Source organism: Acidithiobacillus sp. (assembly GCF_023229925.1).
Classification (GTDB): domain Bacteria; phylum Pseudomonadota; class Gammaproteobacteria; order Acidithiobacillales; family Acidithiobacillaceae; genus Acidithiobacillus.
The window spans coordinates 41,558-63,386 of sequence record NZ_JALNYM010000001.1 but is presented as its reverse complement, the minus strand read 5'-3'; the positions used below and the strand labels follow the sequence as shown (position 1 = coordinate 63,386).

Here is a 21,829-nt window from a genome sequence, read left to right as displayed (position 1 = left end):
TACCGTGGCGCGTCATGAAACTGCTTACCGATTTCCTCCCCATCATCCTCTTTTTCGTGGCCTACAGGATTCACGGGATCTACACGGCCACCGAGGTGCTCATCGTTGCCGCTATCCTGCTGATGGCCTGGCAGTGGTGGCGGCGGGGCCGGGTGGAGACCATGACCTGGGTCTCCACCCTGCTGATCCTGACCTTCGGCGGCCTGACCCTATATTTCCATAATGACACCTTCATCAAGGTCAAACCCAGCATTCTCTATGTGCTGTTCGCGGCGGCCCTGCTCTTTACCCACTGGCGCGAGGAGCCGCTCCTGCAACATTTGATGGGCGGACAACTGCCGGCCGCGCTGCCCCTGTCTTTCTGGCGGCGCCTCAATGGCTACTGGATTGCCTTCTTTCTCTTCGGCGCGGTCCTGAACCTGATCGTGGCCTATGCGTTTTCGACGAGTATCTGGGTGGATTTCAAGCTGTTCGGCATGCTCGCCATCACCGTCATTTTCGTGCTCTTTCAAGCAGTGGTGATCTCGCGTGCTTTGCCGCAAGAGGCTAAGGATGGCGATTCGTCGGCGTAGTCGTTGATCAGCGGAGATAGTTGCCAACGGACTGCAAATGGGGCAGCTTTAGAGCATACATTTCACCGACAGGAAAAGGTTCATGTATTACTGCATTATTGGCACGGACAATCCCGACTCCCTGAGCAAGCGCCAGACGGCGCGGGGCGATCATCTGGCGCGCCTGCATCAGTTGCAATCCGAGGGGCGTTTACTGACTGCCGGGCCATTCCCCGCCATAGACAGTGAAGAACCGGGCGAAGCGGGGTTTACCGGCAGTCTGATCATTGCCCGTTTTGATTCGCTGGAGGATGCCCATACCTGGGCTGCCGCCGAACCTTATCTCAGTGCCGGTGTTTACGCAGAGGTCAGCGTTCGCCCTTATAAAGGAGTATTTTTGCCATGAACAAGGAAATCCTTGGTAATTTATTGCGTGACGCCCTGAATCCGGAATTCCTGGAAATCGATGACAGGACGGAAGCCCACAGTGGTCATGCGTCGTCCGGCGGTGGCGGGCATTACGAGGTGCGCATTGTCAGCAGCCAGTTCGCGGGCTTGGCCCCGTTGGCACGTCACCGCCTGGTCAATGCGGCCACCGACCCGGTGCGTCAGGAGATACACGCACTGTCGATCAAGGCCTATAGCCCGGAGGAGTATGCCGCGCAAAACACGCCCAAAACACGGCGTCCAGCCATCGCCCTGAATGTCCTTTAGGGGCGGCGTGCTCTCAGATGCCAGCCGATAGCTTCGTCCGCAGTTTCCGCGAGTCTTCGCCCTACATTCATCGCTTTCGCGGGCAGACCTTCGTCATCAATTTCGGTGGCGACGCCCTGGCGGACGGCAGCATCCGCAACCTCGCCCACGATATCGCCCTGCTCAACAGTCTGGGCATCAATGTCGTCCTGGCGCATGGGGCCGGGCCGCAGATTGACGCGGCACTGCGGGCCTACCAACTGCGCACCGAGCGGGTCAACGGCAAACGCATCACCGACCTGGCGGCCATGCAGGTACTCCGCGAGGCGGTAGGCGGCGCCCGTCTGGTGGTGGAGGCGGCATTGTCCGAGGGACAAATGGGCTCGCCCATGGCCCATGCCGGGTTGCAGGTGGTCAGCGGCAACTTCATCATCGCCCAGCCCCTTGGGGTGCTGGAGGGAGTGGATTACCAATATACCGGCCAGGTGCGGAGGGTGGCGACAGAGGCCATCCAACGCCATCTTGCCGCCGACGAAATCGTCCTGCTCTCCCCCATCGGTGTCTCACCGACGGGCACCCTGTTCAACATCCGCGCGGAGGAAGTGGCCGTGGCGGCGGCTTTGGCCTTGCACGCCGCCAAGCTGATATTTTTCATGGATGAAGACGGCGTGACCGATGCCCAGGGTCAACTTCTGCGCCAGATTACCTTGTCTGAACTGCCGAAATTACTTTCTCAGGACGATATCCAAGGTGACCTGCGCGAGCATCTGCACAGCGCCGCGATCGCCTGCGCCGGAACGGTGGATCGTGTCCACCTCATATCCCGGCATGTGGACGGTGCGCTGCTGCGCGAACTCTTCACGCGCGATGGTCTCGGTACACTCATCTCCCAGGACCCTTTCGAACATCTGCGGACCGCCACTGTCGCCGATATTCCCGGCATCCTGGATCTGATCGGTCCCATGGAAGAACGTGGCGTGCTGGTGCGGCGCAGCCGGGAGCGCCTTGAAATGGAAGCAGATCACTTCGTGGTCATGGAACGGGATGGCAAAATCATCGGCTGTGCGGCCATGTATCCTTACCTTGAACAGGGGATGGCCGAAGTCGCCTGTCTTGCGGTAGACAGCCGCTATCGTCGTCAGGGGCGCGGTGAGCGACTGCTTGACTACTGTCAGGAACGCGCGCGGGCGCAGAAGCTGGAACAGATCTTCGTGCTCAGCACCCAGACGACCCATTGGTTTCTGGAGCGCAACTTTCACCACGGCACTTTGGAGGATTTACCGGTACCGCGGCAGCACCTTTACAACTTCCAGCGCCGCAGCCAGGTATTTTTTCGCAGCGTGAAAGCGTGAAACGGGGTCAGGAGGGGTCGGCGACCGCCTCATTTTCCTCGCCTTCGCCTTCCGAAGAGAACCCCGTATCCTCCCCCCGTTCCGTGGCGGCGGCGCGGTCGGGCACCTTAGACAAGCCCCCGGTGCGTCCATCATAGCGATTGACCACCGTGCAGCGACGGGCGATGAAGCCACCCTTTTCCGTCTCACTGGACTCAAGATCAAACTCCAGAATGATGTCCCGGCTCGGGAGGTCATCCGTATCCAATTCGCGCGGCAGGTCAGAAATATGCACAAAGGCCGACTCGTAAGGAGAATCCTCCTGCCGGGTATCGGTCACCCACAACCGGGCAGAAATACCGGTCAAAAAACGGATGAAGCCGAAGCCACGGTCCGCCTCCCAGCGGATGCAGATACCGCGGATGCGTGAGCCTATTTCCCCCCACGGCACCCGCACGTCGCCGCGGGTAGGAATTAACCCGGGCACCAAATAACCGGAGTAGAAAGCGTCCGCTTCATGCTGCAATTCTCTGGAGACATTTTTGAACGCCAGCACCTCGACCCGGCATCCCTTATTCTGCAACGCGCGGACCACCTGCAGGAAATCCCCGTCACCCGTGACCAGCAGCACCTGATCCAGCCGCTCGGATTGCAGCATCACATCCACCGCCAAATCCAGATCAGCATTGGCCTTGGACATGCTGTTGCCTTCTTCGTCCATGAACCAGCGCACCGGCTTTTCGATAATTTTCCAGCCCAGATCGCGCACCGCCTGCTGATAGCCACGAATCCGTTCCCGGTACTCGCGGTCACGCTTCATGCGCTCGCCGTCCACTGCCATGTAGGTGTTCAGGCGCAGTAGCCGCGCCTCGTCCTCCCGTCCGGCGAAGCGCCGCAGCACGTCATAACGCATCGCATAACCACCGTTATAACGAATATTTTCGGCGTCTACATAGACGCCGAGATGTAGCTCACCAGTGCTCATGAATGCTTAGGACTCCAGGATCGCGCCATTGGCGGCGTTGGTCACCAGCTTACGATAACGGCGCAACCACGATGACTTCAGAGGCTTTTCTATCGGCACCCAATGTTTGCGGCGTTCGGCCAATTCTTCGTCACTCAGGTCGACGTGGATTTTGCCGTTGTCGAGGTCAAGAGAAATCATGTCCCCATCTTTCAGCAGGCCAATGGGGCCGCCTTCCGCCGCCTCCGGGGAGATATGGCCGATACAGGCCCCACGGGTCGCTCCACTGAAACGACCATCGGTAATCAAGGCCACACTTTCGCCCAGGCCCATGCCCATGATGTTGGCGGTAGGCGTCAGCATTTCCGGCATTCCGGGACCACCCTTCGGGCCTTCGTAACGGATCACCACCACATCACCGGCCTTGACCTCACCGGCGAGAATACCGTCCGCCGCCGTTTCCATACTCTCAAAAATCTTCGCTGGTCCCGAGAATTTCCGCATCGCGGGCAGTACCGCGCCAATTTTGACGATACCGCCTTCGGGCGCGAGATTACCGAAGACCACCCGCAGGCCGCCAGTGGGTGAAATGGGATCGCTGGCCAGATGGATGATCCTGCTGTCCTTGACCGTCGCCGCCGATACGATCTCGCGCAGGCTCTGGCCACTCACTGTCGGCTTATCGAGATGCAGTACATCGGGGTTGCGCTTGTGCACCTCATGGAGGATAGCCGGGATACCACCGGCGCGGCCGATGTCCTCGATATGCACCGTAGACAGGGCTGGCGATACCTTGGCAAGGTAGGCCACCTGCTGCGCCAGATCGTTCAGCCGCGCCAGCGGATACTCCAGACCAGCCTCCCGAGCGATAGCCAGGGTGTGCAACACCGTGTTGGTGGAACCGCCCATAGCCATATCCAGTATGAACGCATTATCGATGGCATCGAAGTCCACCAGTTGCCGCATGGTCGGCCCGCCCGCCATGGCCAGGGCCACCACCCGATCCGCAGCCTGCCGCACCAGGTCGCGGCGCGCCGCCGCCGTCGCCAGGATGGTACCGTTGCCAGGCAGCGCAATACCGAGGACCTCCATCAGGCAGTTCATGCTGTTGGCCGTAAACATGCCGGAGCAGGAGCCGCAGGTCGGACAGGCCTTGTCCTCGATCTCTTTGAGACGAATTTGGGTGATCTGCCCGCGCTTGAACTGTCCGACCGCCTCAAAGGCCGTCACCAGATCGATCGCCGTCCCGTCAGACAGATGACCGGCCTCCATGGGGCCGCCGGAGACGAACACCGTGGGGACGTCACAGCGCAACGCGCCCATGATCATACCGGGCACGATCTTGTCGCAGTTGGGGATACAGATGAGCGCGTCCAGATGATGGGCCTGCACCACCGTCTCGATGGAGTCCGCAATCAGCTCACGGCTCGGCAGCGAGTAACGCATACCGTCGTGACCCATGACGATGCCGTCATCCACACCAATGGTATTGAACTCGAAGGGCACGCCCCCTGCCGCACGGATGTTCTCCTTGACGATGCGTCCGAATTCCTGCAGATGCACATGACCGGGGATAATGTCGATGAAGGAGTTGGCCACCCCGATGAAGGGTTTGTCCATATCCTGATCCGTGACACCGCAAGCCTTGAGCAGGGCGCGGTGGGGAGTGCGTTCAAAACCTTTTTTGATCATATCGGAGCGCATGAGGTCCTCGTGGCAAGTTCAGCAGGGGATATCGCGTGGATAACACCCAGAGAGCGGCGCGACAGGGTGCAGAGCAAAAGCACACTGACCGCCTGGTTAGTGCTTGGAGTATAGGGCCAAGTGGGAGACAGGCCAAGAAGCCGACGTTACCTATCAGAACAGCGAGAAAGTTATATTGTCCAATCTTCCACTTTCAGATCAGCCATCTGGCTGAAAGCTCTGTCGTTTGTCACCAGTACCGCATCCACGCTTAGCGCGTGCGTAGCAATCAGCAAGTCAAGTGACGCCAGTATCCTGCCTCGCCTCTCCATATCAGCCCGCACAACCCCGTAATGTTCTGCCGTGGAGTTGTCCCAAGGCAGCACATCGACGCGCCGGAGAAACTCCCGCACGGCAACGTGAAGCCGTTTGGCGACCGGACGTTTTGCCAGACCAAAAAGCAGCTCGCCTTCGGTGATGGCAGAGATGCAAAGGGACGCCATTGGTACCGTCACTATGCGCTTAGTCACGACCGGATGTTCTCTGAGCAGGTGGCTTACCGTATTGGTATCCAGCATGTACCGTTTCACTCGCTATATCCCTCAAAAGGGTCACGATTCTGCATCCCCTGGTTGCGTTCCTTCTCGTCCAGGAAATCGGCTGGCACATTGGCACCCTTGAGCGCAATGAAGAAGTCATCCCAGGTAGCCGGCTTGCGCGACAATATCACGTCGCCCGTTTCCGAGTCCTTGCGGATAAAAACTTCCTTGGTATCGAACCGATAAGCGGCTGGCAAACGTACCGCTTGGCTGCGGCCATTGGTGAATAGCTTGGCTACCTGACTCATGACTGCACCTCTTACCAGGATAGATACCAAAATATATGCATGGTGAGGGGATATATCAAGGCATCTGCTTGGCCGGATTGCACAAGCCGCAAGTGTGACCGGAATCCGCAACTCGCTCACAACACCTCATAGAGCGGACATTCAACCCTGCGGCCCAGCAGGCGCTGGCCTCAGCAACCACTCGTCCCATATTGCCAGCAATACGGCCAGCAGCACCGGCCCCAGGAACAACCCGAGAAAACCGAAGGCGAGAATGCCACCCAACACCCCGAAGAGCACCAGTAGAAATGGAATCCGTACCGCGCTGGAAATCACCAGTGGGCGAATCAGGTTATCAATCCAACTCACCACCAGCGCCCCCCACAGGGCCAGCCCTATTCCCGCCCAGATATCGCCTTGAAAGAGCAGCCAGATGCTCGCAGCGCCCCAAACCAGGGGAGTACCGAAGGGAATAAAGGAAAACAGCAGTGTGATGATGGCCAGCAGTACGGGCGCGGACAGTCCTGCCATCGCGTAACCCACCCCCGCAAGGGCCCCCTGCGCCACCGCTGTCGCCAGAATACCGTAAATCACTGCACGGATGGTGCTGGCCACCGTCCGCAGATAAGCGTCACCCCGCTGTCCCAGCACCTGGCCGACGAAACGGCGCAACTGATCCAACAGCAATTCACCATGCCGGTAGAAGAAAAAAGCGGTGATGAGAACGAGTACAAGCAAAGCGCCGAAACGCCCGATCCCGCCCGCAACATTGCCCAGCCGCCCTGCCCAGGCGGAGAGGTCGGGAGACAGAGCACCAGGCATGAGTTTCGCCGTCCAGGGGGCGGGGATCTGTGCAAGCAGATCATGCACCCAAGATATCCGATTCAGCCTTGCTTCCAGAGCCGTGCGTGCATCCAGATTGCCAAGATCGGTCAGTACATGGTGCAACTCCGTGCCCAGGGTGATGCTCAGGAAAAGTACGGGAAGAATAAAAATCAGCGCCAGCATGAGCGTGGCGCCTGCTGCTGCCAGCACAGGCGGCCAATGTCGACGCATGGGACCAGCCAGCGGCCAAGTCGCATAAACGAGAACAGCCGCCCAGCCAAGCGCTGGCAAAAAGGGCGCGAGAATTTTCCAGACCAGGGCAAAAAAGAGAACGGCGGCGAGCAATTGGCCAAAGGCGAAACGCAGATCGCGAACCGTCAGATCCGCGAGACGCATCGTGATTTAACGCCGCGCAACGCCGCTTTTTCGCGCGGCAACGGTTACTGCGCCAGAGACCCGCTGCCGTAGGCGTGGGTCCAGAGGTTTGGGGATAATGTACTCGGGGCCAAAGGCCAGGCCTTGCGTTGCTGTCCGCCCATAAGCGGCCTGTACCGCATCCGGCACCGGCTCCCGCGCCAGCTTCGCCAATGCATCCACGGCCGCCAGCAGCATGGGCTGGTTGATCTGCCGAGCCCGGCAATCCAGCGCACCACGGAAGAGAAAGGGAAAGCCCAACACATTGTTGACTTGATTGGGCATATCCGAACGACCCGTGGCGATGATGGCGTCGGGACGCAGGCGCCGCGCTACGGCGGGGTCCACCTCAGGATCGGGATTGGCCAGCGCAAAAATCACTGGTTTGGGTGCCAGCGTCGGCAGCGCCGCTTCCGGAATGGTGCCGCGCACAGAGACGCCGATGACCACATCGGCACCGCGCAACATTGCCGCCAGATCCCAGTCCCGGGGCGCCACCGCAAAGGGTTTATGCCACCGGGTGAGGTCCGTGCGTCCGCTGTGCAGTACGCCGTGCAAATCGCTCAGGAAGATATCCGCTACCCCCAGCGCCCGCAGCATACGCGCAATGGCAAGTCCGGCTGCGCCAGCACCAACAACAGCGACCTTGATGCGGCCCAATTCCTTACCCTGCAATTCCAATGCATTCTGCAACGCCGCCGCCACGATCACTGCCGTACCATGCTGATCATCGTGGAATACGGGAATGTCCAGCATGGCCTGCAAGGCTTCTTCGACCTGAAAACAGACCGGCGCACCGATGTCCTCCAGATTGATGCCGCCAAAACCGGGGGCAATGGCCGCCACTACGTCAATGAGATGTTCGGCATCGCGCGCCTGCACTTCGATATCAAAAGCATCAATATCCGCAAAGTGTTTAAAGAGTAGTGCCTTGCCTTCCATGACCGGCTTACCCGCCAGCGGCCCGACGTTGCCCAGACCGAGCACCGCCGTACCGTTACTGACTACGGCGACGAGGTTGCCCTTCGCGGTATAGTCGTAGGCCTTCTCCGGATCGTCGGCGATCTCCCGCACCGGAGCGGCGACTCCGGGCGTGTAGGCCAGAGACAGATCTTCCTGACTGCTGCAGGGTTTGCTCGGCATGACCGAAAGCTTACCCGCTGGCGTGCGGGCGTGATACGCCAGTGCCCGTCGCCGCAGATCTGTCTGGGTATCCGCCTCCGTCATGGCGATTTACTAACCGCCGTAACGCTTGCGGAACTTCTCTACCTGACCAGCGGCAGAAACGGCGCGCTGCTTGCCGGTGTAAAAGGGATGGCATTCGGAGCAAAGGTCGATGTGCAGGTCGCGATTCGCGGTCGAGCGCGTCTTGAAGACGTTGCCGCAACTGCAGGTGACGGTAATTTCTTCGTACTTGGGATGAATATCGGTTTTCATGATAGCTACTCTCGGGGCCTCGATACAAAGAGGCGAATTATAGGGATGGACAGGGCAGGCGTCCAGCGGACCCACTCAACGGTTCATGGAATCAAAGAATTCCGCGTTTGTTTTGGTGCCACGCACCTTGTCGAGCAGAAACTCCATGGATTCCACCGGGTCCATAGGCGCCAGCAACTTGCGCAATATCCACATTTTGCTGAGCATGTCGGCCTGGACCAGCAACTCTTCGCGACGGGTGCCGGATTTGTTGAGATTGATGGCAGGATAGGTGCGCTTCTCGGCGAGGCGGCGGTCGAGGTGCACTTCCATATTGCCGGTACCCTTAAACTCCTCGAAGATGACTTCGTCCATCTTGGAGCCGGTTTCCACCAGGGCCGTGGCAATAATGGTCAGGCTGCCGCCCTCTTCGATGTTGCGCGCGGCGCCGAAGAATCGCTTGGGCTTCTGCAGCGCGTTGGCGTCCACGCCACCGGTCAGCACCTTACCCGAGGACGGCACCACCGTGTTGAAGGCACGCGCCAGACGGGTAATGGAGTCGAGCAGAATGACCACATCGTGTTTGTGCTCGACCAGACGCTTGGCCTTTTCCAGGACGATTTCTGCAACCTGGGTGTGGCGCGTCGCCGGTTCATCAAAGGTGGATGAGACCACCTCGCCCTTCACCGAACGCTGCATTTCCGTCACTTCTTCCGGGCGTTCGTCGATCAGCAGCACAATCAGATAGCATTCCGGATGATTGGCGGTGATGGCATGGGCAATCTGCTGCAGCAGCACCGTCTTCCCCGTTTTAGGCGGGGCGACGATCAGACCGCGCTGACCCTTGCCGATGGGTGACACCAGATCAATGATCCGCGGCGCCATTTCGCCATAGGGGATATTGTCGGATTCCAGACGCAGCCGCTCTTCAGGGAACAGCGGCGTCAAATCGTCGAAGTTCACCTTGTTGCGGGTCGCTTCCGGCGCTTCGAAATTGATGCTCTCCACTTTGAGCAGCGCGAAATAGCGCTCACCCTCTTTGGGAGGACGTATCTGCCCGGAAACCGTGTCTCCGGTCTGCAGATGAAAGCGCCGCACCTGCGAGGGCGAGACATAAATGTCATCCGGCCCCGCCATGTAGGACCCTGAGGCGGCGCGCAGAAAACCAAAACCATCCTGCAGAATTTCCAGCACGCCCTCGCCGTAAATGGCATCCCCATTGCGCGCGTGCGCCTTGAGGATATTGAAGATGATTTCCTGTTTCTTCTGGCGGGCGGTACCCTCCAACCCCATATCCTGACAGATCACCGCCAGTTCAGCCGCTGTTTTGCGCTTGAGATCGGTCAGATTCATCGCCGAAGCGCCAGGTGCCGGGCAAAACGTGCTATCGTCTTCGTCTAGCAGAATGTCTTCGTTGGGGAAGGACTTGGGCGTCCGGGGAGATTTACGGCGGGGACGTGGTGTATTCAAAGTTGGCTATCCAGGAATGCGGTCAGTTGGGCTTTACTCAGGGCACCCACCTTGGTGGCTTCGAGCTTGCCCGCTTTGAAGAGGAGCAATGTGGGAATACCGCGAATGCCGTACTGAGGGGGAGTGTTGGGATTTTCGTCGATATTAAATTTAGCAACTTGCAGGCGGTCGGCATATTCGCCAGCGATCTCTTCCAGAATGGGGGCAATCATCTTGCAAGGCCCGCACCATTCGGCCCAAAAATCGACTAGAACCGGTTTAGAAGACTTCAGGACGTCCGTTTCAAAACTGTCATCAGATACATAAAGAATAGCGTCACTCATTGGAGGGGGCTCCTCAGTCAGTTGGGTACAGCGCTTTGGTGGATATTCATGAGATTTTTATCGTTCTCGGGGTTTAACCCGAAACCACATGCGCCGGATGGCGCCCGCAGATAAGCACTTCTTTCAGTCCATAAGGTAATTGAAGAATAGCACGATAAAACTGGGATGCAAGAGCGATGGGCAGTCACTTTCGTTAAAGTTTTAAGCCAGCAAGGGTGGCGGAGAGAGAGGGATTCGAACCCTCGATGGAGTGTTTAGCCCCATACTCCCTTAGCAGGGGAGCGCCTTCAGCCGCTCGGCCATCTCTCCGGTAGCGGGATTCTAACCTGTTGCGGGGGCCAAGGTCAAAACCTGATGCCCAAGCCGGACACAGGAGGATGGCGTGGCCGCCACCGCAGGACTGACGTATGGTAAACTAACTACGTTTGGTAAAGCTTGGAAGGGATGGCGTGACTGCACTTCTGGTTCTGAACAATCTGGCAAAACGGCTTCCCGGAGACCCACAGCGTTGGTTATTCCGCAACGCGAGCCTCAACGTAGCACCAGCAGACTTTGTAGCCATTATGGGGGAAAGTGGCGTTGGTAAGAGCACCCTGCTCAATATTATAGCCGGTCTGGATCACCCCGATGCGGGGCACATGACTTTCAAAGGTCATCCGCTCGACACTCTGGATGACGACGCGCGTACACTCCTGCGGCGGCGGCACATGGGTTTTGTGTTTCAGGCGTTTCATCTGATCCCGCAATTGACCGTAGAGGAAAATATCGCCCTGCCCTGGCGACTGAATGGCCTCCCCCGACGTGACATGAATCAGCGGGTTAGAATACTGGCGGAACGGCTCGGCATCGGTAGTCACCTGAATGCTTGGCCAAGAGAGCTTTCCGGTGGGGAGATGCAGCGGGTTGCGGTAGCGCGGGCGGTAATACATCGCCCGTCACTGATCCTTGCTGACGAACCGACGGGCAGCCTCGACGCAGAATCCGCGGCAACCGTGCTCAACCTCCTACGTGAAGCGGGAGAAGCGGAAGAGGCGGCAGTTTTACTGGTGACCCACTCGGCAACGGCGGCAGGCTGGGCGCAGCGGCGTCTGCGTTTTGACGCACAGGGCTTCCGTTTCCTGTGATCGCCCGGATTCCGTGGCAGTCGGCCGTTTGGCGCCCCCTGCGCCAAAGGTCGGGCGCGAGCGTGCTGGCTATCATCGGCATTGCGCTGGGGGTCGCTCTGGGACTGGCCATCGCCCTCATCAACATTCAGGCCGTGAGTGATTTTTCTACCGGACTGCGACGCCTGTCGGGGCAGGCTGACCTCGCGCTGACGGCGCCGGGACGGGGCTTTTCCGAACAATGGTATGTGCGCCTGAGTATGGCCAAAGGTGTGGCCGTAGCTACTCCGGAAATCCGCTTGCAGGCGCCGGTACTGCACCCTGCAAGCGAAGGGATGCTTCGTATTCTGGGTATTGACGCCTTTCAGGCGGCACGTATGGGGCAACCGCTGCTGCCCTTTAACCTGCATAACCCGCTTGCCATGATGACCCCTGACCACATTGCCCTGAGCCCGGCGGCGCTGGCGCATCTCGGCCTGCGGGTAGGCGATATGCTGACGCTCGATGCGGCGGGGCGGCCACGCACGCTACGGATCATCGGGGAACTCCCCGGTATGGGCGATAGCGAAGCATTCGGCGTCATGGATATTGCGGCGGTGCAGTGGTTGTGGGGACGGGTGGGCGCCCTGAATCAGGTGGATCTGCGCCTGCGTCCCGGAACGAGCACCGGCGACTTCCTGGCGCGGTGGCGTCGCCATCTGCCGGTCGGCGCCGTGTTGCAAAGCCCTGCCCAGCAAGGGCGAGTGGCGGCGGATGCATCACGCGCCTATCGGGTGAATCTGCTGGTGCTGTCGCTGGTAGCGCTGTTTACCGGTGCCTTTCTTGTCTATTCCACCCTGGCCATGGGAGTGGTGCGGCAGCGGCAGCAACTGGCGTTATTGCGGGTCCTGGGTCTGCGCCGCCGAGAAGTCGTATTGGCCATATTGTTACAGGGGGCGGTTTTGGGTCTGCCCGGTGCGCTACTGGGTCTGCCGCTGGGCGTGCTGGCGGCCAAGCTGGCCCTGGCACGTATGGGAGGTGACCTCGGGGCGGGATATTTCACTGCCACGGCTTTGCATTTGCAATGGCATCCGGGACTCATGCTGGTCTTTTTTGTGGCGGGCCTGGGTGCGGCACTGACCGGCGCCTTTTTACCGGCTTGGGAAACCAGCCGGGCAACCCCTGCCCTGGCACTGCGTGCTGGCGCCGAAGAACAAGACCATCAGCAGCGTCAGCATCCCTGGATAGGTCTGCTGCTCTTGGGACTGGCCTTAGCGGGGTCTTTAGCTCCGGCCATCCACGGTATCCCTTATCTGGCCTACGGCGCGGTAGCCTGCCTACTCTTGGCCCTGCTCTTTTTATTGGCGCCGCTCCTGCGCGCCCTGACCTGGCTCTTTCCCCTGCCCCATGCACCCGTCTGGCGTCTGGCCTTGGAACAACTGCGGGGCGCGCCCAGGCGGGCGGCGCAAAGCCTAGCTGCAGTAGTAGTAGCCTTTAGTCTGGTCGTGGCCATGGCCGTGATGGTAGGTTCATTCCGCGACTCAGTCGCCAACTGGCTGACCGACATCTTGCGGGCCGACCTCTATGTGCAGGCAGGGATGAATAGGGACGCGTCCCTCCCTCATGGGGCGGCGCATCTGCTGTGCGCATTGCCCAATGTCCGCGCCTGCTCACCCCTGCGGCGAGTCACCCTGAATTTGTTGCCTGGACATCCACCCGTGATGCTTCTCGCGCGGGGCATGAACAGCAGCGATCCAGAGCGGGAATTGCAAATACTCCATGCGGTCAGGGTCGGACCACAACAGCCACCGCCCGTGTGGATTTCGGAGATTCTGGCGGGCATTAGTGGCTGGCAGGCCGGACAGTTGATCCATCTGCCGCTGGGTGGGCAAGAGCGGACGGTGACCATCGCCGGCATTTATCGGGATTACGCCTATCAGGAGGGATCAGTGTCCATACCCATTCAGCAATACCGCGCTTGGTCCGGAGACGATGCGGTCAATGGTGTCGCCCTCTGGCTACGTGCGGGCACCGCAATACCGGCCGCCATCCGCAACTTGCGGCGGACACTGCCCGGTGGTGGCCAATTATTGGTCGCGACCCCCAAAGAAATTCGTACTAAGAGCCTGCAAATATTCAACCAGAGCTTTGCCGCCACCTATGCACTGGAGGCTGTCGCCATGGTGATCGGGCTGCTGGGAGTGAGCAGCGGCTTCGGGGCGCAGACGCTGATGCGCCGCGACGAATACGCCATGCTGCGGCATCTGGGTTTGCGGCGGCGTGATCTGCTCATCCTGCTCTTTGCCGAGGGCAGCATTCTTTCAGTCCTCGGGATACTCATCGGCGGCGCGCTGGGGATGGCCATCAGCGTCATCCTGATCGAAGTGGTCAATCCGCAGTCTTTCCATTGGCAGATGGGCTTTCGTCCGTCCTGGCCGCTGCTACTGACCCTGAGTGCCATCCTCTGGCTGGCGAGCACGGCCACCATGGTGCTGGCCGGGCGGCGGGCGATCCGGCACAACTCCGCGGTGCTGCATGATGATTAGTCATTTACGGTCGGGATTACTGCGCAAAGGGATATGTTCCGGTCTGCTGATGCTGTGCTGCGGGCTCTGTGGACCAGCGCAGGCCGAATCCAGCCTGCCGGGGACGCCCCTGCCTTTACAGCCCACGCCGGATGTAAAGGTCACCTCGCAATACCCCATGCACTTCCCCAACGCCCTGGGTAGTCACCCGGCTTTCCCCATTGAATGGTGGTATGTAACGGGTTGGCTGCATAACGCGTCGGGAAAACCGCTGGGATTTCAGATCACCTTTTTCCGGGTCCGGCCCCCTAAGGTCTGGGCGAACCCCAGCGCCTTCAATCCCCGCGAACTGATTTTTGCCGAAGCGGCGCTGAGCGATCCCCGCGTCGGGCATCTGCTTACCGCGCAACGGGCCGCGCGCGCGGGTCTCGGATTAGCAGGGGCGGATCGAGACCATACCGATGTCTGGATTCGCCGTTGGTACCTGCGCCAGCGGGGGCAGGATTACGAGACGCATATCATCGGCAAAAAAATCCGTTATCGACTGCGATTCACGCCAACCCAACCGGTGATACTCGAAGGTCTCCAGGGCATCAGCCGGAAGGGTCCAGACCCGAAGAATGCCAGCTACTACTACAGCCTTCCTCATCTAAAGGTCAGCGGGACGGTGGACATCAAAGGACGGCGTGAGCTAGTCAGCGGCGAGGCGTGGCTGGATCACGAATGGTCGGCGGCATATCTGCCCAAAAAGGCCGTCGGCTGGGATTGGCTGGGGATCAATCTGAAGGATGGCGGTGCCCTCATGGTCTTCATGATGCACCGCGCCGATGGTGCGCCCTTCTGGCTGGCCGGCACAGAGCGTAATGCGCTGGGCCAGGTACACTACATTCCGGCCAAGGACATCCGCATGCAGCCCACTGGCTGGTGGCGGTCGCTGCAAACCGGCATACGCTACCCTGTACGCTGGCAGATGCAGGTGGGAAACCTGCATCTCGCTATCGTTCCGCTCATGGACAATCAGGAATTCGATGCCAGCCGCAGCAGCGGTACCGTCTACTGGGAAGGCGCCGTACGCGCCATGGCGGACCAGCAGACCGTAGGAAAAGGCTATCTGGAACTCACCGGCTATGGCGGTCGTCTGGCCCTGGGCCAATAGACCCTCGGCGAAGCACTCCATAACTGGAGCAATCTCCTCCGCGTTGCTACACTGATGACATGCTCAACGAAAGCTCCCGTCTGCTGCTGCAACAACAATTTCTGGAACAGCTCACCGGACGCACCACCATCGTGCATCGCGGGTTCCCGGAACCGTTCCTCGTCAGCATGGCCGTGGCAGACAACGACATCGGTTATGCATTGCACCAATGACTGACATTCTCGACGACGCGGCATTGCTGCGTTATGCGCGCCAGATTCTTTTGCCGGAAATCGACATTGCCGGACAGCGGGCGCTGGCCGCCAGCCGGGTGCTGATCATCGGTATGGGTGGACTAGGCTGCCCGGCCGCCCAGTATCTGGCGGCCGCGGGCGTCGGCAACCTGACCGTCTGCGATGGGGATCAGGTCGAACTCAGCAATCTGCAACGCCAGATTCTCTATAGCGAAGCCGACCTGGGACGCCCCAAAGCCCTGGCCGCACGCGATAGACTGGGTGCCATGAATCAACAGATTCGGGTCAGCGCCTGGGCAGAATCAGCGCAACCTGAGTCTCTTGCAGCAGCACTGGACACCCACGATCTGGTGCTGGACTGCACCGACAACTTCAGCAGCCGCCACGCCATCAACCGCGTCTGCCGGAACACCGGCAAACCTCTGGTCAGCGCTGCGGCCATCCGCTGGGAGGGGCAACTCGCCGTCTTTGATTTTCGTGTGCCGGAAAGCGCCTGCTATGCCTGTCTCTACCCGGATGGCATGGAGGACACCGAAGACACCTGCTCACGCAGCGGCGTCCTTGGCCCGCTCCTCGGCGTACTCGGCAGTATGCAGGCGACAGAGGCCATTCGCTTGCTCTGCACGGGCCATTCCCCGCTGGCCGGGCAACTCCTGCTGATGGATGCACAAAGCTGGCAGTGGCGGCAGATCGCCCTGCGCCGCGACCCGGCCTGTGGCGTCTGCGCGTGAAGCGCCTGAAACTGCCGCGCACTCTGGCCAACGCCCTGCTTGCAGACCTGCAAGCAGGTGTTGGCGAAGGACTTATCGGCGCTAGCGCCGGCGTGCCCGTCTCCGTCTATCCTTGCCCACCGGCGCGCTTTGCCACCGCACTCGCGTTGATCCGGTCCCGTGGCGAGATATCTTTCGCACATTACGCTCACGCCGCCGCTCCCATCGCGGATATCGTCCCCACCGGCACCCCCTATCAGATACTACTGGCTGCGGACATCAAAGGGGTAATTCTCCTGCGCGCATTCACCCGCGCTGGTGATGACACGCGCTGGCAGGAACTCGACATTGAGCTCGACCATGACTGACACCTCAGCGTTTTCTGTGACGTCTTTCAATATCCAGGTGGGCATCGGTTCCCATCGCGCCCGGCACATGCTCCTGCACGGCTGGAAGTATGTGATGCCGCACGGCCAGAGTCTGCGCAACCTGGAACGGATCGCCATGATTTTGAAGGAAACCGACATCGCCGGACTCAACGAAGTCGATGCCGGCTCTTTTCGCAGCCAGTATGTCAATCAGGCGGGATTTCTCGCTGAACGCGCCCATTTCCCTTACTGGGCGCAACAACGTACCCGCGACTTTGGCGACTTCGCCCAGCACAGCAACGGCATTCTCTCCCGCTGGCCCATTGAAGAGACCATAGCGCATTCCTTGCCTAGCTTTATGAAGGGGCGCGGCATGCTGGAAAACCGACTCGATGTTGGCGGAAGACCCCTGACAGTGATCATCACCCACCTCGGCCTCAGCCGTCACGCACGCCTGAGTCAGATACGCGATCTCGCCCAACGTCTGCGCGGACGCCCGAACCTCATTCTCATGGGCGACCTGAACTGCACGGCCCGCTCCCCGGAAATACGTCTGCTCCTCAACGAAAGTGGATTGCAGGCGCCGCCCTGGAGCCCGCCCACCTTTCCCAGTTGGTCACCGCGCTTTTCCTTCGATCACATCCTTTGTAGCCCAGACCTGGAATTTACAGCGATTGAAACCGTCACCGAACCGCTCTCCGACCACCTCGCACTCAAGGCAAGACTGCGCTGGGTCTCGGCGACAACGGCAGATGCAAAGCCCCAGTGACGGTAAAAGGTATCCGCATATCGAGCATGCCCGTTACGAGGTAACCTTTGACTGCATAGGGGAGCCCAGTCCTAGCGCTGACACTGCCGAGATTCCCCAGCAATGTCAGAAAATTGCCAGTGACCGGTATCGTCACCGTGGCGCTGCCGTAGGCGGGCACATCGACCGGCTTATCCAGCAAGCCGTAAGCCACCTGCCGGTCCTGCACATATAAACGCGCCTCCCCTGCCTTGGCATGGAGCGCGCGGGCATTGGGGTTGCTGACCTTGAGCGACAGTAAAAACGTCTGCGAGACCAGCCCCACAGACTCCGGCTGGATACCCAGTAACTGTACCTCCGGATGGTGCACAGGAAACGCGCTGCAGGCGCTGAGTGGCAGCGCGACCAGCAGCAGCGTGGACCAGCGCCGAAACCATTGGGTGAAGCCGGAACTTCGTGCAACAATAGTCATCCGTGTGTACTCCTGCAAACGCCAGTCGCCGAGTATAGCCTAAGGAATGACCGAGAAAAGCCCAGATCCGCGCATGACGAAAGGTAGACCACAGCAACCGAACTGGGAACGCGACGGCCAGACGCTGCGCCTCAGCGGGCGCTGGACTCTGCGACGCCTTGGCGGCAATTTTGCAGCACAAGAAGCGGCACTACGGAACCTGGGTCCGGAAATACTGTGGGACCTCACCGCCATCGAGGCGCTCGACAGCGCCGGGGCACTCCTGCTCTGGCAGGCCTGGGGTCGCCAACTGCCTGAAAATATCCGGATGGAAGCCCAGCAACACCGTATTTTTGCCCGTCTGGCGCAGATTCAGCCGATTACCACTCCACCCCACCGCCCCTGGCACTTTCTTGACCAACTAGGTACGTCCCTGATCGAAACAGGACGCGACCTCTGGGGACTTTTTCTGCTCCTGGGCGCCCTTTTGCTGGAGTGTGGGCGCGGACTGCGCCACCCGCGCAGCTTTCCGTGGCGTGAAATCTCCGCCACCGTCGTCAATACCGGTCCTAACTCACTGCCCATCCTTACCCTGATCGGCTTCCTCATCGGTGTAGTGATTTCTTTTCAGTCGGCCTCAACGCTCGCCCAATATGGCGCCAACATTTACATCGTCAACATTGCCGGTCTAAGCATCCTGCGCGAATTCGGGCCGTTGATTACCGCGATCATTCTTTCGGGGCGTTCCGGCTCCGCGTTCACCGCGCAAATCGGCGGCATGTGCGTAACCGAAGAACTGGACGCCCTGCGCACTTTCGGTATCCCCCCGATCCGCCGCCTGATTCTGCCCAAGGTCATCGCCCTGGCGCTGGTCATGCCACTACTCGTCCTCTGGACCGACGTGGTGGGACTCCTCGGGGCCATGCTCGTGGCCAAATTGGAGCTCAACATCGGCACCACCTTCTTCATCCAACAAATGCCCATCGCGGTCCCGAGTTTTAACCTGTGGCTGGGTATTGCCAAAGGGGCGATCTTTGGCGTCCTTATTGCGTGGATCGCAGGCTTTCATGGCCTTAAGGTACAGCCCAACACCACTAGCCTAAGCCGGGAAACCACTAACTCAGTGGTCGTGTCCATCACCCTGGTTATCCTCATTGATGCCATCCTTGCCCTGATCTTTTCCAATACGGGAATTACCAACTGATGGCTCGCCCCGACGCCATCATCCTGACCGACATCGCCACCCGGTTCGGAACCCATTGGATTCAGCGGCACCTTGATCTGACCATACATTGCGGCGAAATACTCGCCATCGTCGGTGGCAGCGGTACCGGCAAAACCACACTGCTGCGCGCCATGATGGGCCTCGTCCCCATCGCCGAAGGGCAGATGACCATTCTTGGCGAAAATCCGCAAGCGCTCCATCTGCGCGAACAGATTGCCCTGCGCCAGCGCTGGGGAGTGCTTTTTCAGCAAGGTGCCCTGTTCAGCGCCTTGACGGTTTTTGAAAACATCGCCTTTCCGCTGCACGAGTGGGGCCACTTGACCCGCGCCGAAATCAGCAATCTGGTAGCCCTGAAGCTGCAAATGGTAGGCCTGAATCCCAGTGACGCATGGAAATTACCCGCCGAATTATCGGGCGGAATGATCAAGCGGGTCGCCCTCGCCCGTGCGCTGGCTATGGAGGCGGAAATTCTCTTTCTCGATGAACCCACCTCCGGGCTCGACCCCATCGCCGCCGCCGAATTTGACGCCCTGCTCCGCCAGGTCCACGGCGACATCGGCTTCACCGTCGTTATGATCAGCCATGACCTCGACAGCCTTGCCGCCACAGCGGACCGCGTCGCCGTGCTCGCCGACGGCAAGGTGCTGACGGTGGGGCCGCTTACCGAGATTCAACAGGTGGACCACCCTTACATCCGTGAGTTCTTCCACGGGGAACGCGGCGAACGCCTGCTGACCGGTCTCCGTGCCGGCGGCAAATGTTAAGCGCCGACACCTGATTTCAATCTGCTGCGGGAACCACCTCCCGGTTCCCCCAACGCCATCCGATTCGGTTCGGCAGCCCCAATTGATCCAGAATCCTCGCCACAATAAAATCCACCAGATCTTCGATTTTTTGCGGACGATGGTAGAAGCCGGGACTTGCTGGCAAAATCCGCACGCCCATTCGCGCCAGCGTCAGCATATTTTCCAGATGAATCGTGGAGATGGGACTTTCACGGGGCACCAGAATGAGTTTCAGGCCTTCCTTCAGCATCACGTCCGCGGCGCGCTCGATCAGATTCTCGGACAGCCCGTGGGCAATGGCCGCCAGCGTTCCTCCAGAACAAGGACAAACCACCATGGCCTGCGCTGCGTTGGAGCCTGAGGCCACAGGAGAAAACCAATCATCCTGGGCATAAACGGACAACAAATCCGGCTCGACACCGAACCGTTCATTGAGAAAGCGGGTCACGGCCTCTGCCGCAGCCGGGAGTTCCAGATCCAGTTCTTCACGGCAAACAATCCGCGCCGCGTCCGATATCAGCAGATGGACGCGCACCCCGGCGGTCAGCAGCACCTCCACCAGCCGCATCCCATAGGCCGCCCCGGAAGCGCCTGTAATGGCTACACAAATCCGGTCCTGCCGTCGCCAATCTTCCATTGCTGCTCCTTGATCCGGATTGAATCCGGGATTACGGTTCTGCCGATGAATCCCGGTGCATGAGGCGTTCCAACAAGCGTCCATGAATCCCGCCGAAAGCACCATTGCTCATAATGAGCACTTGGTCCCCTGCACGCAACTCGGCCTCCAGCGCCCCCAGGAGTGCATCCATATCCGCGTAAACCTGCGCGGCAGAACCCAGTGCGGTCGCCACATCCCAACCGACATCCGCGGGGGCATAGACAAACGCCCGATCCGCACTCTGTAAGCTCTGTCCTAGCGTCTGCCGGTGCACCCCCATCTTCATGGTATTGGAGCGCGGCTCCAGCACCGCCACCAGGCGTCCCTTCTCTCCCGCCATCCGCCCACGCAGGGCCGCAATAGTAGCCGCAATGGCCGTAGGGTGATGGGCGAAGTCGTCATACACCGCCACGCCGGCGGCTTTACCCCGCAGTTCCAGGCGCCGCCGCACCCCTTGAAAGCGCTGCAAAGCGGCGCAACCAACCGCCAGCGGCACTCCGGCATGACGCGCCGCCAGCAAGGCCGCCAGCGCATTCTCGGCATTGAAGGCTCCGGCCATGTCCCAACTGACGCGTCCGCGCTCCACGCCCCGCTCCAGCACGCTAAAACGGCAGCCATCCAAAGTAGCGAGCCGCACCTGCCACTCACCTTCTCCGGCAAAACGTTGCAGCGGCGTCCAGCACCCCCGCTCCAGCACTTGTTTCAGTGCCGGTGCCGCAGCATTCATGATGATCGCACCCGTGCCCGGCACCGTGCGCAGCAGATGGTGGAACTGGGTGATGATCGCATCCATATCCGGGAATATATCGGCATGGTCGTATTCCAGGTTATTGAGAATCAGCGACCGCGGGTGATAGTGCACGAATTTGGAGCGCTTATCGAAAAAGGCCGTATCATACTCATCCGCCTCAATCACAAAAAAAGGGCTGTCCGTCAAACGTGCGGATACGCCAAAGTTACGCGCTTCACCGCCAATCAGAAAACCCGGATTGAGCCCCGCTTCCTGCAATATCCAGGTCAGGATGGAGGTCGTCGTGGTCTTGCCGTGAGTACCCGCCACCGCCAGCACCCAGCGGCTTTGCAAAATCTCCCGGGACAACCAGGCCGGGCCGGAGTCATAAGGAATCTGCCGATCCAGCACAGCCTCCACGCAAGGATTCCCCCTCGACAGAGCATTGCCGATGAGTACCATGTCGGGGGCGGGATTCAGTTGGGCGGGATCATAACCCTCATAGACCGTAACCCCTTCGCGGGCCAGCAAATCACTCATGGGCGGATAAGTATGGACATCCGAGCCTGTTACCTGATGCCCCGCCGCCCGTGCCAGCAGCGCGATGCCCGCCATAAAAGTCCCGCAGATGCCGAGGACGTGAATATGCATGGAGCGTTAGG

At 59.9% G+C, this 21,829-nt stretch carries 25 protein-coding genes and 1 tRNA gene; 13 read left to right on the top strand and 13 right to left on the bottom strand.

All coding sequences use genetic code 11. The features are described from left to right. Positions 1-14: 14 nt before the first annotated feature. From M0P56_RS00390 to argA, 4 genes are all read left to right on the top strand, one after another. The gene (locus M0P56_RS00390; protein ID WP_291508077.1) at positions 15-572 is read left to right on the top strand and encodes a septation protein A; all 558 of its coding nucleotides are present in this window, start codon (positions 15-17) and stop codon (positions 570-572) included. An 82-nt stretch (positions 573-654) separates the two neighbouring features. Then, complete coding sequence (locus tag M0P56_RS00385; RefSeq protein WP_291508076.1) at positions 655-957, top strand: YciI family protein; 303 nt, start codon at positions 655-657, stop codon at positions 955-957. Next, entirely contained in the window at positions 954-1,265 is a 312-nt protein-coding gene (locus M0P56_RS00380; protein WP_291508075.1) for a BolA family transcriptional regulator, read from the top strand. Before M0P56_RS00385 ends, M0P56_RS00380 begins: the two co-directional genes overlap by 4 nt. A 17-nt stretch (positions 1,266-1,282) precedes the next feature. After that, on the top strand, positions 1,283-2,596 hold the full coding sequence (gene argA / locus M0P56_RS00375) for an amino-acid N-acetyltransferase (RefSeq protein ID WP_291508074.1): 1,314 nt from the start codon (positions 1,283-1,285) through the stop codon (positions 2,594-2,596). Positions 2,597-2,603: 7 nt separating this feature from the next. Here argA and M0P56_RS00370 read toward each other — a convergent pair whose 3' ends face one another. The 10 genes from M0P56_RS00370 to M0P56_RS00325 form a co-directional block, all read right to left on the bottom strand. Continuing rightward, positions 2,604-3,560, bottom strand: a complete 957-nt coding sequence (locus tag M0P56_RS00370) for an NYN domain-containing protein (protein WP_291508073.1) — start codon at positions 3,558-3,560, stop codon at positions 2,604-2,606. A 6-nt stretch (positions 3,561-3,566) separates the two neighbouring features. After that, the gene (ilvD, locus tag M0P56_RS00365; protein WP_291508072.1) at positions 3,567-5,243 is read right to left on the bottom strand and encodes a dihydroxy-acid dehydratase; all 1,677 of its coding nucleotides are present in this window, start codon (positions 5,241-5,243) and stop codon (positions 3,567-3,569) included. Positions 5,244-5,413: 170 nt separating this feature from the next. Then, positions 5,414-5,800 (bottom strand): type II toxin-antitoxin system VapC family toxin, encoded by a 387-nt coding sequence (locus M0P56_RS00360; RefSeq protein ID WP_291508071.1) that lies wholly within the window; start codon positions 5,798-5,800, stop codon positions 5,414-5,416. 8 nt (positions 5,801-5,808) lie between these two features. Next, a complete protein-coding gene (locus M0P56_RS00355) occupies positions 5,809-6,069 on the bottom strand; it encodes an antitoxin (protein WP_291508070.1) in 261 nt (86 codons plus the stop codon). A 141-nt stretch (positions 6,070-6,210) separates the two neighbouring features. Further along, a complete protein-coding gene (locus M0P56_RS00350; RefSeq protein WP_291508069.1) occupies positions 6,211-7,269 on the bottom strand; it encodes an AI-2E family transporter in 1,059 nt (352 codons plus the stop codon). Positions 7,270-7,275: 6 nt separating this feature from the next. Beyond that, a complete protein-coding gene (locus M0P56_RS00345) occupies positions 7,276-8,514 on the bottom strand; it encodes a malic enzyme-like NAD(P)-binding protein (RefSeq protein ID WP_291508068.1) in 1,239 nt (412 codons plus the stop codon). A gap of 9 nt (positions 8,515-8,523) precedes the next feature. Then, complete coding sequence (gene rpmE, locus M0P56_RS00340; protein WP_291508067.1) at positions 8,524-8,724, bottom strand: 50S ribosomal protein L31; 201 nt, start codon at positions 8,722-8,724, stop codon at positions 8,524-8,526. Between the two features lie 75 nt (positions 8,725-8,799). Then, positions 8,800-10,056 (bottom strand): transcription termination factor Rho, encoded by a 1,257-nt coding sequence (rho, locus tag M0P56_RS00335; RefSeq protein ID WP_291509241.1) that lies wholly within the window; start codon positions 10,054-10,056, stop codon positions 8,800-8,802. Positions 10,057-10,169: 113 nt separating this feature from the next. Then, positions 10,170-10,496 carry a thioredoxin TrxA gene (trxA, locus tag M0P56_RS00330; protein ID WP_291508066.1) on the bottom strand — a complete coding sequence of 109 codons (327 nt, stop codon included), beginning with the start codon at positions 10,494-10,496 and terminating at the stop codon, positions 10,170-10,172. Positions 10,497-10,712: 216 nt separating this feature from the next. Further along, a tRNA-Ser gene (locus M0P56_RS00325) sits at positions 10,713-10,805 on the bottom strand. A gap of 140 nt (positions 10,806-10,945) precedes the next feature. On the opposite strand from M0P56_RS00325, the gene M0P56_RS00320 reads away from it, so the two are divergent. The 7 genes from M0P56_RS00320 (at position 10,946) to M0P56_RS00290 (ending at position 17,339) form a co-directional block, all read left to right on the top strand. Beyond that, positions 10,946-11,620, top strand: a complete 675-nt coding sequence (locus M0P56_RS00320; protein WP_291508065.1) for an ABC transporter ATP-binding protein — start codon at positions 10,946-10,948, stop codon at positions 11,618-11,620. 62 nt (positions 11,621-11,682) lie between these two features. Continuing rightward, positions 11,683-14,124 carry an FtsX-like permease family protein gene (locus M0P56_RS00315; protein ID WP_291508064.1) on the top strand — a complete coding sequence of 814 codons (2,442 nt, stop codon included), beginning with the start codon at positions 11,683-11,685 and terminating at the stop codon, positions 14,122-14,124. After that, on the top strand, positions 14,114-15,259 hold the full coding sequence (locus tag M0P56_RS00310; protein WP_291508063.1) for a carotenoid 1,2-hydratase: 1,146 nt from the start codon (positions 14,114-14,116) through the stop codon (positions 15,257-15,259). The genes M0P56_RS00315 and M0P56_RS00310 overlap by 11 nt, the downstream gene beginning before the upstream one ends. A 59-nt stretch (positions 15,260-15,318) precedes the next feature. Continuing rightward, on the top strand, positions 15,319-15,471 hold the full coding sequence (locus M0P56_RS00305; RefSeq protein ID WP_291508062.1) for a hypothetical protein: 153 nt from the start codon (positions 15,319-15,321) through the stop codon (positions 15,469-15,471). Further along, on the top strand, positions 15,468-16,223 hold the full coding sequence (locus tag M0P56_RS00300; RefSeq protein WP_291508061.1) for a molybdopterin-synthase adenylyltransferase MoeB: 756 nt from the start codon (positions 15,468-15,470) through the stop codon (positions 16,221-16,223). Before M0P56_RS00305 ends, M0P56_RS00300 begins: the two co-directional genes overlap by 4 nt. Then, on the top strand, positions 16,220-16,570 hold the full coding sequence (locus M0P56_RS00295; RefSeq protein ID WP_291508060.1) for a hypothetical protein: 351 nt from the start codon (positions 16,220-16,222) through the stop codon (positions 16,568-16,570). The genes M0P56_RS00300 and M0P56_RS00295 overlap by 4 nt, the downstream gene beginning before the upstream one ends. Then, the gene (locus M0P56_RS00290; RefSeq protein ID WP_291508059.1) at positions 16,563-17,339 is read left to right on the top strand and encodes an endonuclease/exonuclease/phosphatase family protein; all 777 of its coding nucleotides are present in this window, start codon (positions 16,563-16,565) and stop codon (positions 17,337-17,339) included. Before M0P56_RS00295 ends, M0P56_RS00290 begins: the two co-directional genes overlap by 8 nt. On the opposite strand, the gene M0P56_RS00285 is transcribed toward M0P56_RS00290, so the two are convergent. Further along, positions 17,284-17,790, bottom strand: a complete 507-nt coding sequence (locus M0P56_RS00285; protein WP_291508058.1) for an LEA type 2 family protein — start codon at positions 17,788-17,790, stop codon at positions 17,284-17,286. The genes M0P56_RS00290 and M0P56_RS00285 overlap by 56 nt on opposite strands. A 73-nt stretch (positions 17,791-17,863) precedes the next feature. Between M0P56_RS00285 and M0P56_RS00280 the strand changes: the two genes are divergently transcribed. After that, positions 17,864-18,973 (top strand): ABC transporter permease, encoded by a 1,110-nt coding sequence (locus tag M0P56_RS00280; RefSeq protein ID WP_291508057.1) that lies wholly within the window; start codon positions 17,864-17,866, stop codon positions 18,971-18,973. Beyond that, positions 18,973-19,758 carry an ABC transporter ATP-binding protein gene (locus M0P56_RS00275; RefSeq protein WP_291508056.1) on the top strand — a complete coding sequence of 262 codons (786 nt, stop codon included), beginning with the start codon at positions 18,973-18,975 and terminating at the stop codon, positions 19,756-19,758. The genes M0P56_RS00280 and M0P56_RS00275 overlap by 1 nt, the downstream gene beginning before the upstream one ends. 16 nt (positions 19,759-19,774) lie before the next feature. Here M0P56_RS00275 and M0P56_RS00270 read toward each other — a convergent pair whose 3' ends face one another. Both M0P56_RS00270 and mpl read right to left on the bottom strand, forming a co-directional pair. Then, positions 19,775-20,416, bottom strand: coding sequence for a flavin prenyltransferase UbiX (locus tag M0P56_RS00270; RefSeq protein ID WP_291508055.1), 642 nt, complete (start codon positions 20,414-20,416; stop codon positions 19,775-19,777). 31 nt (positions 20,417-20,447) lie between these two features. Next, a complete protein-coding gene (gene mpl, locus M0P56_RS00265; protein WP_291508054.1) occupies positions 20,448-21,818 on the bottom strand; it encodes a UDP-N-acetylmuramate:L-alanyl-gamma-D-glutamyl-meso-diaminopimelate ligase in 1,371 nt (456 codons plus the stop codon). Between the last annotated feature and the right edge of the window lie 11 nt (positions 21,819-21,829).

Bases quoted from the DNA above. Each gene is read 5' to 3' on its own strand.
- M0P56_RS00345 (WP_291508068.1), bottom strand. From the start codon at position 8,514: ATGACGGAGGCGGATACCCAGACAGATCTGCGGCGACGGGCACTGGCG.
- M0P56_RS00285 (WP_291508058.1), bottom strand. From the start codon at position 17,790: ATGACTATTGTTGCACGAAGTTCCGGCTTCACCCAATGGTTTCGGCGC.
- M0P56_RS00300 (WP_291508061.1), top strand. From the start codon at position 15,468: ATGACTGACATTCTCGACGACGCGGCATTGCTGCGTTATGCGCGCCAG.
- M0P56_RS00280 (WP_291508057.1), top strand. From the start codon at position 17,864: ATGACGAAAGGTAGACCACAGCAACCGAACTGGGAACGCGACGGCCAG.
- M0P56_RS00275 (WP_291508056.1), top strand. From the start codon at position 18,973: ATGGCTCGCCCCGACGCCATCATCCTGACCGACATCGCCACCCGGTTC.
- M0P56_RS00360 (WP_291508071.1), bottom strand. From the start codon at position 5,800: ATGCTGGATACCAATACGGTAAGCCACCTGCTCAGAGAACATCCGGTC.
- M0P56_RS00390 (WP_291508077.1), top strand. From the start codon at position 15: ATGAAACTGCTTACCGATTTCCTCCCCATCATCCTCTTTTTCGTGGCC.
- mpl (WP_291508054.1), bottom strand. From the start codon at position 21,818: ATGCATATTCACGTCCTCGGCATCTGCGGGACTTTTATGGCGGGCATC.
- M0P56_RS00310 (WP_291508063.1), top strand. From the start codon at position 14,114: ATGATGATTAGTCATTTACGGTCGGGATTACTGCGCAAAGGGATATGT.
- M0P56_RS00350 (WP_291508069.1), bottom strand. From the start codon at position 7,269: ATGCGTCTCGCGGATCTGACGGTTCGCGATCTGCGTTTCGCCTTTGGC.
- M0P56_RS00305 (WP_291508062.1), top strand. From the start codon at position 15,319: ATGCTCAACGAAAGCTCCCGTCTGCTGCTGCAACAACAATTTCTGGAA.
- trxA (WP_291508066.1), bottom strand. From the start codon at position 10,496: ATGAGTGACGCTATTCTTTATGTATCTGATGACAGTTTTGAAACGGAC.
- rho (WP_291509241.1), bottom strand. From the start codon at position 10,056: ATGAATCTGACCGATCTCAAGCGCAAAACAGCGGCTGAACTGGCGGTG.
- ilvD (WP_291508072.1), bottom strand. From the start codon at position 5,243: ATGCGCTCCGATATGATCAAAAAAGGTTTTGAACGCACTCCCCACCGC.
- M0P56_RS00290 (WP_291508059.1), top strand. From the start codon at position 16,563: ATGACTGACACCTCAGCGTTTTCTGTGACGTCTTTCAATATCCAGGTG.
- M0P56_RS00270 (WP_291508055.1), bottom strand. From the start codon at position 20,416: ATGGAAGATTGGCGACGGCAGGACCGGATTTGTGTAGCCATTACAGGC.
- M0P56_RS00380 (WP_291508075.1), top strand. From the start codon at position 954: ATGAACAAGGAAATCCTTGGTAATTTATTGCGTGACGCCCTGAATCCG.
- M0P56_RS00385 (WP_291508076.1), top strand. From the start codon at position 655: ATGTATTACTGCATTATTGGCACGGACAATCCCGACTCCCTGAGCAAG.
- M0P56_RS00370 (WP_291508073.1), bottom strand. From the start codon at position 3,560: ATGAGCACTGGTGAGCTACATCTCGGCGTCTATGTAGACGCCGAAAAT.
- argA (WP_291508074.1), top strand. From the start codon at position 1,283: ATGCCAGCCGATAGCTTCGTCCGCAGTTTCCGCGAGTCTTCGCCCTAC.
- M0P56_RS00355 (WP_291508070.1), bottom strand. From the start codon at position 6,069: ATGAGTCAGGTAGCCAAGCTATTCACCAATGGCCGCAGCCAAGCGGTA.
- rpmE (WP_291508067.1), bottom strand. From the start codon at position 8,724: ATGAAAACCGATATTCATCCCAAGTACGAAGAAATTACCGTCACCTGC.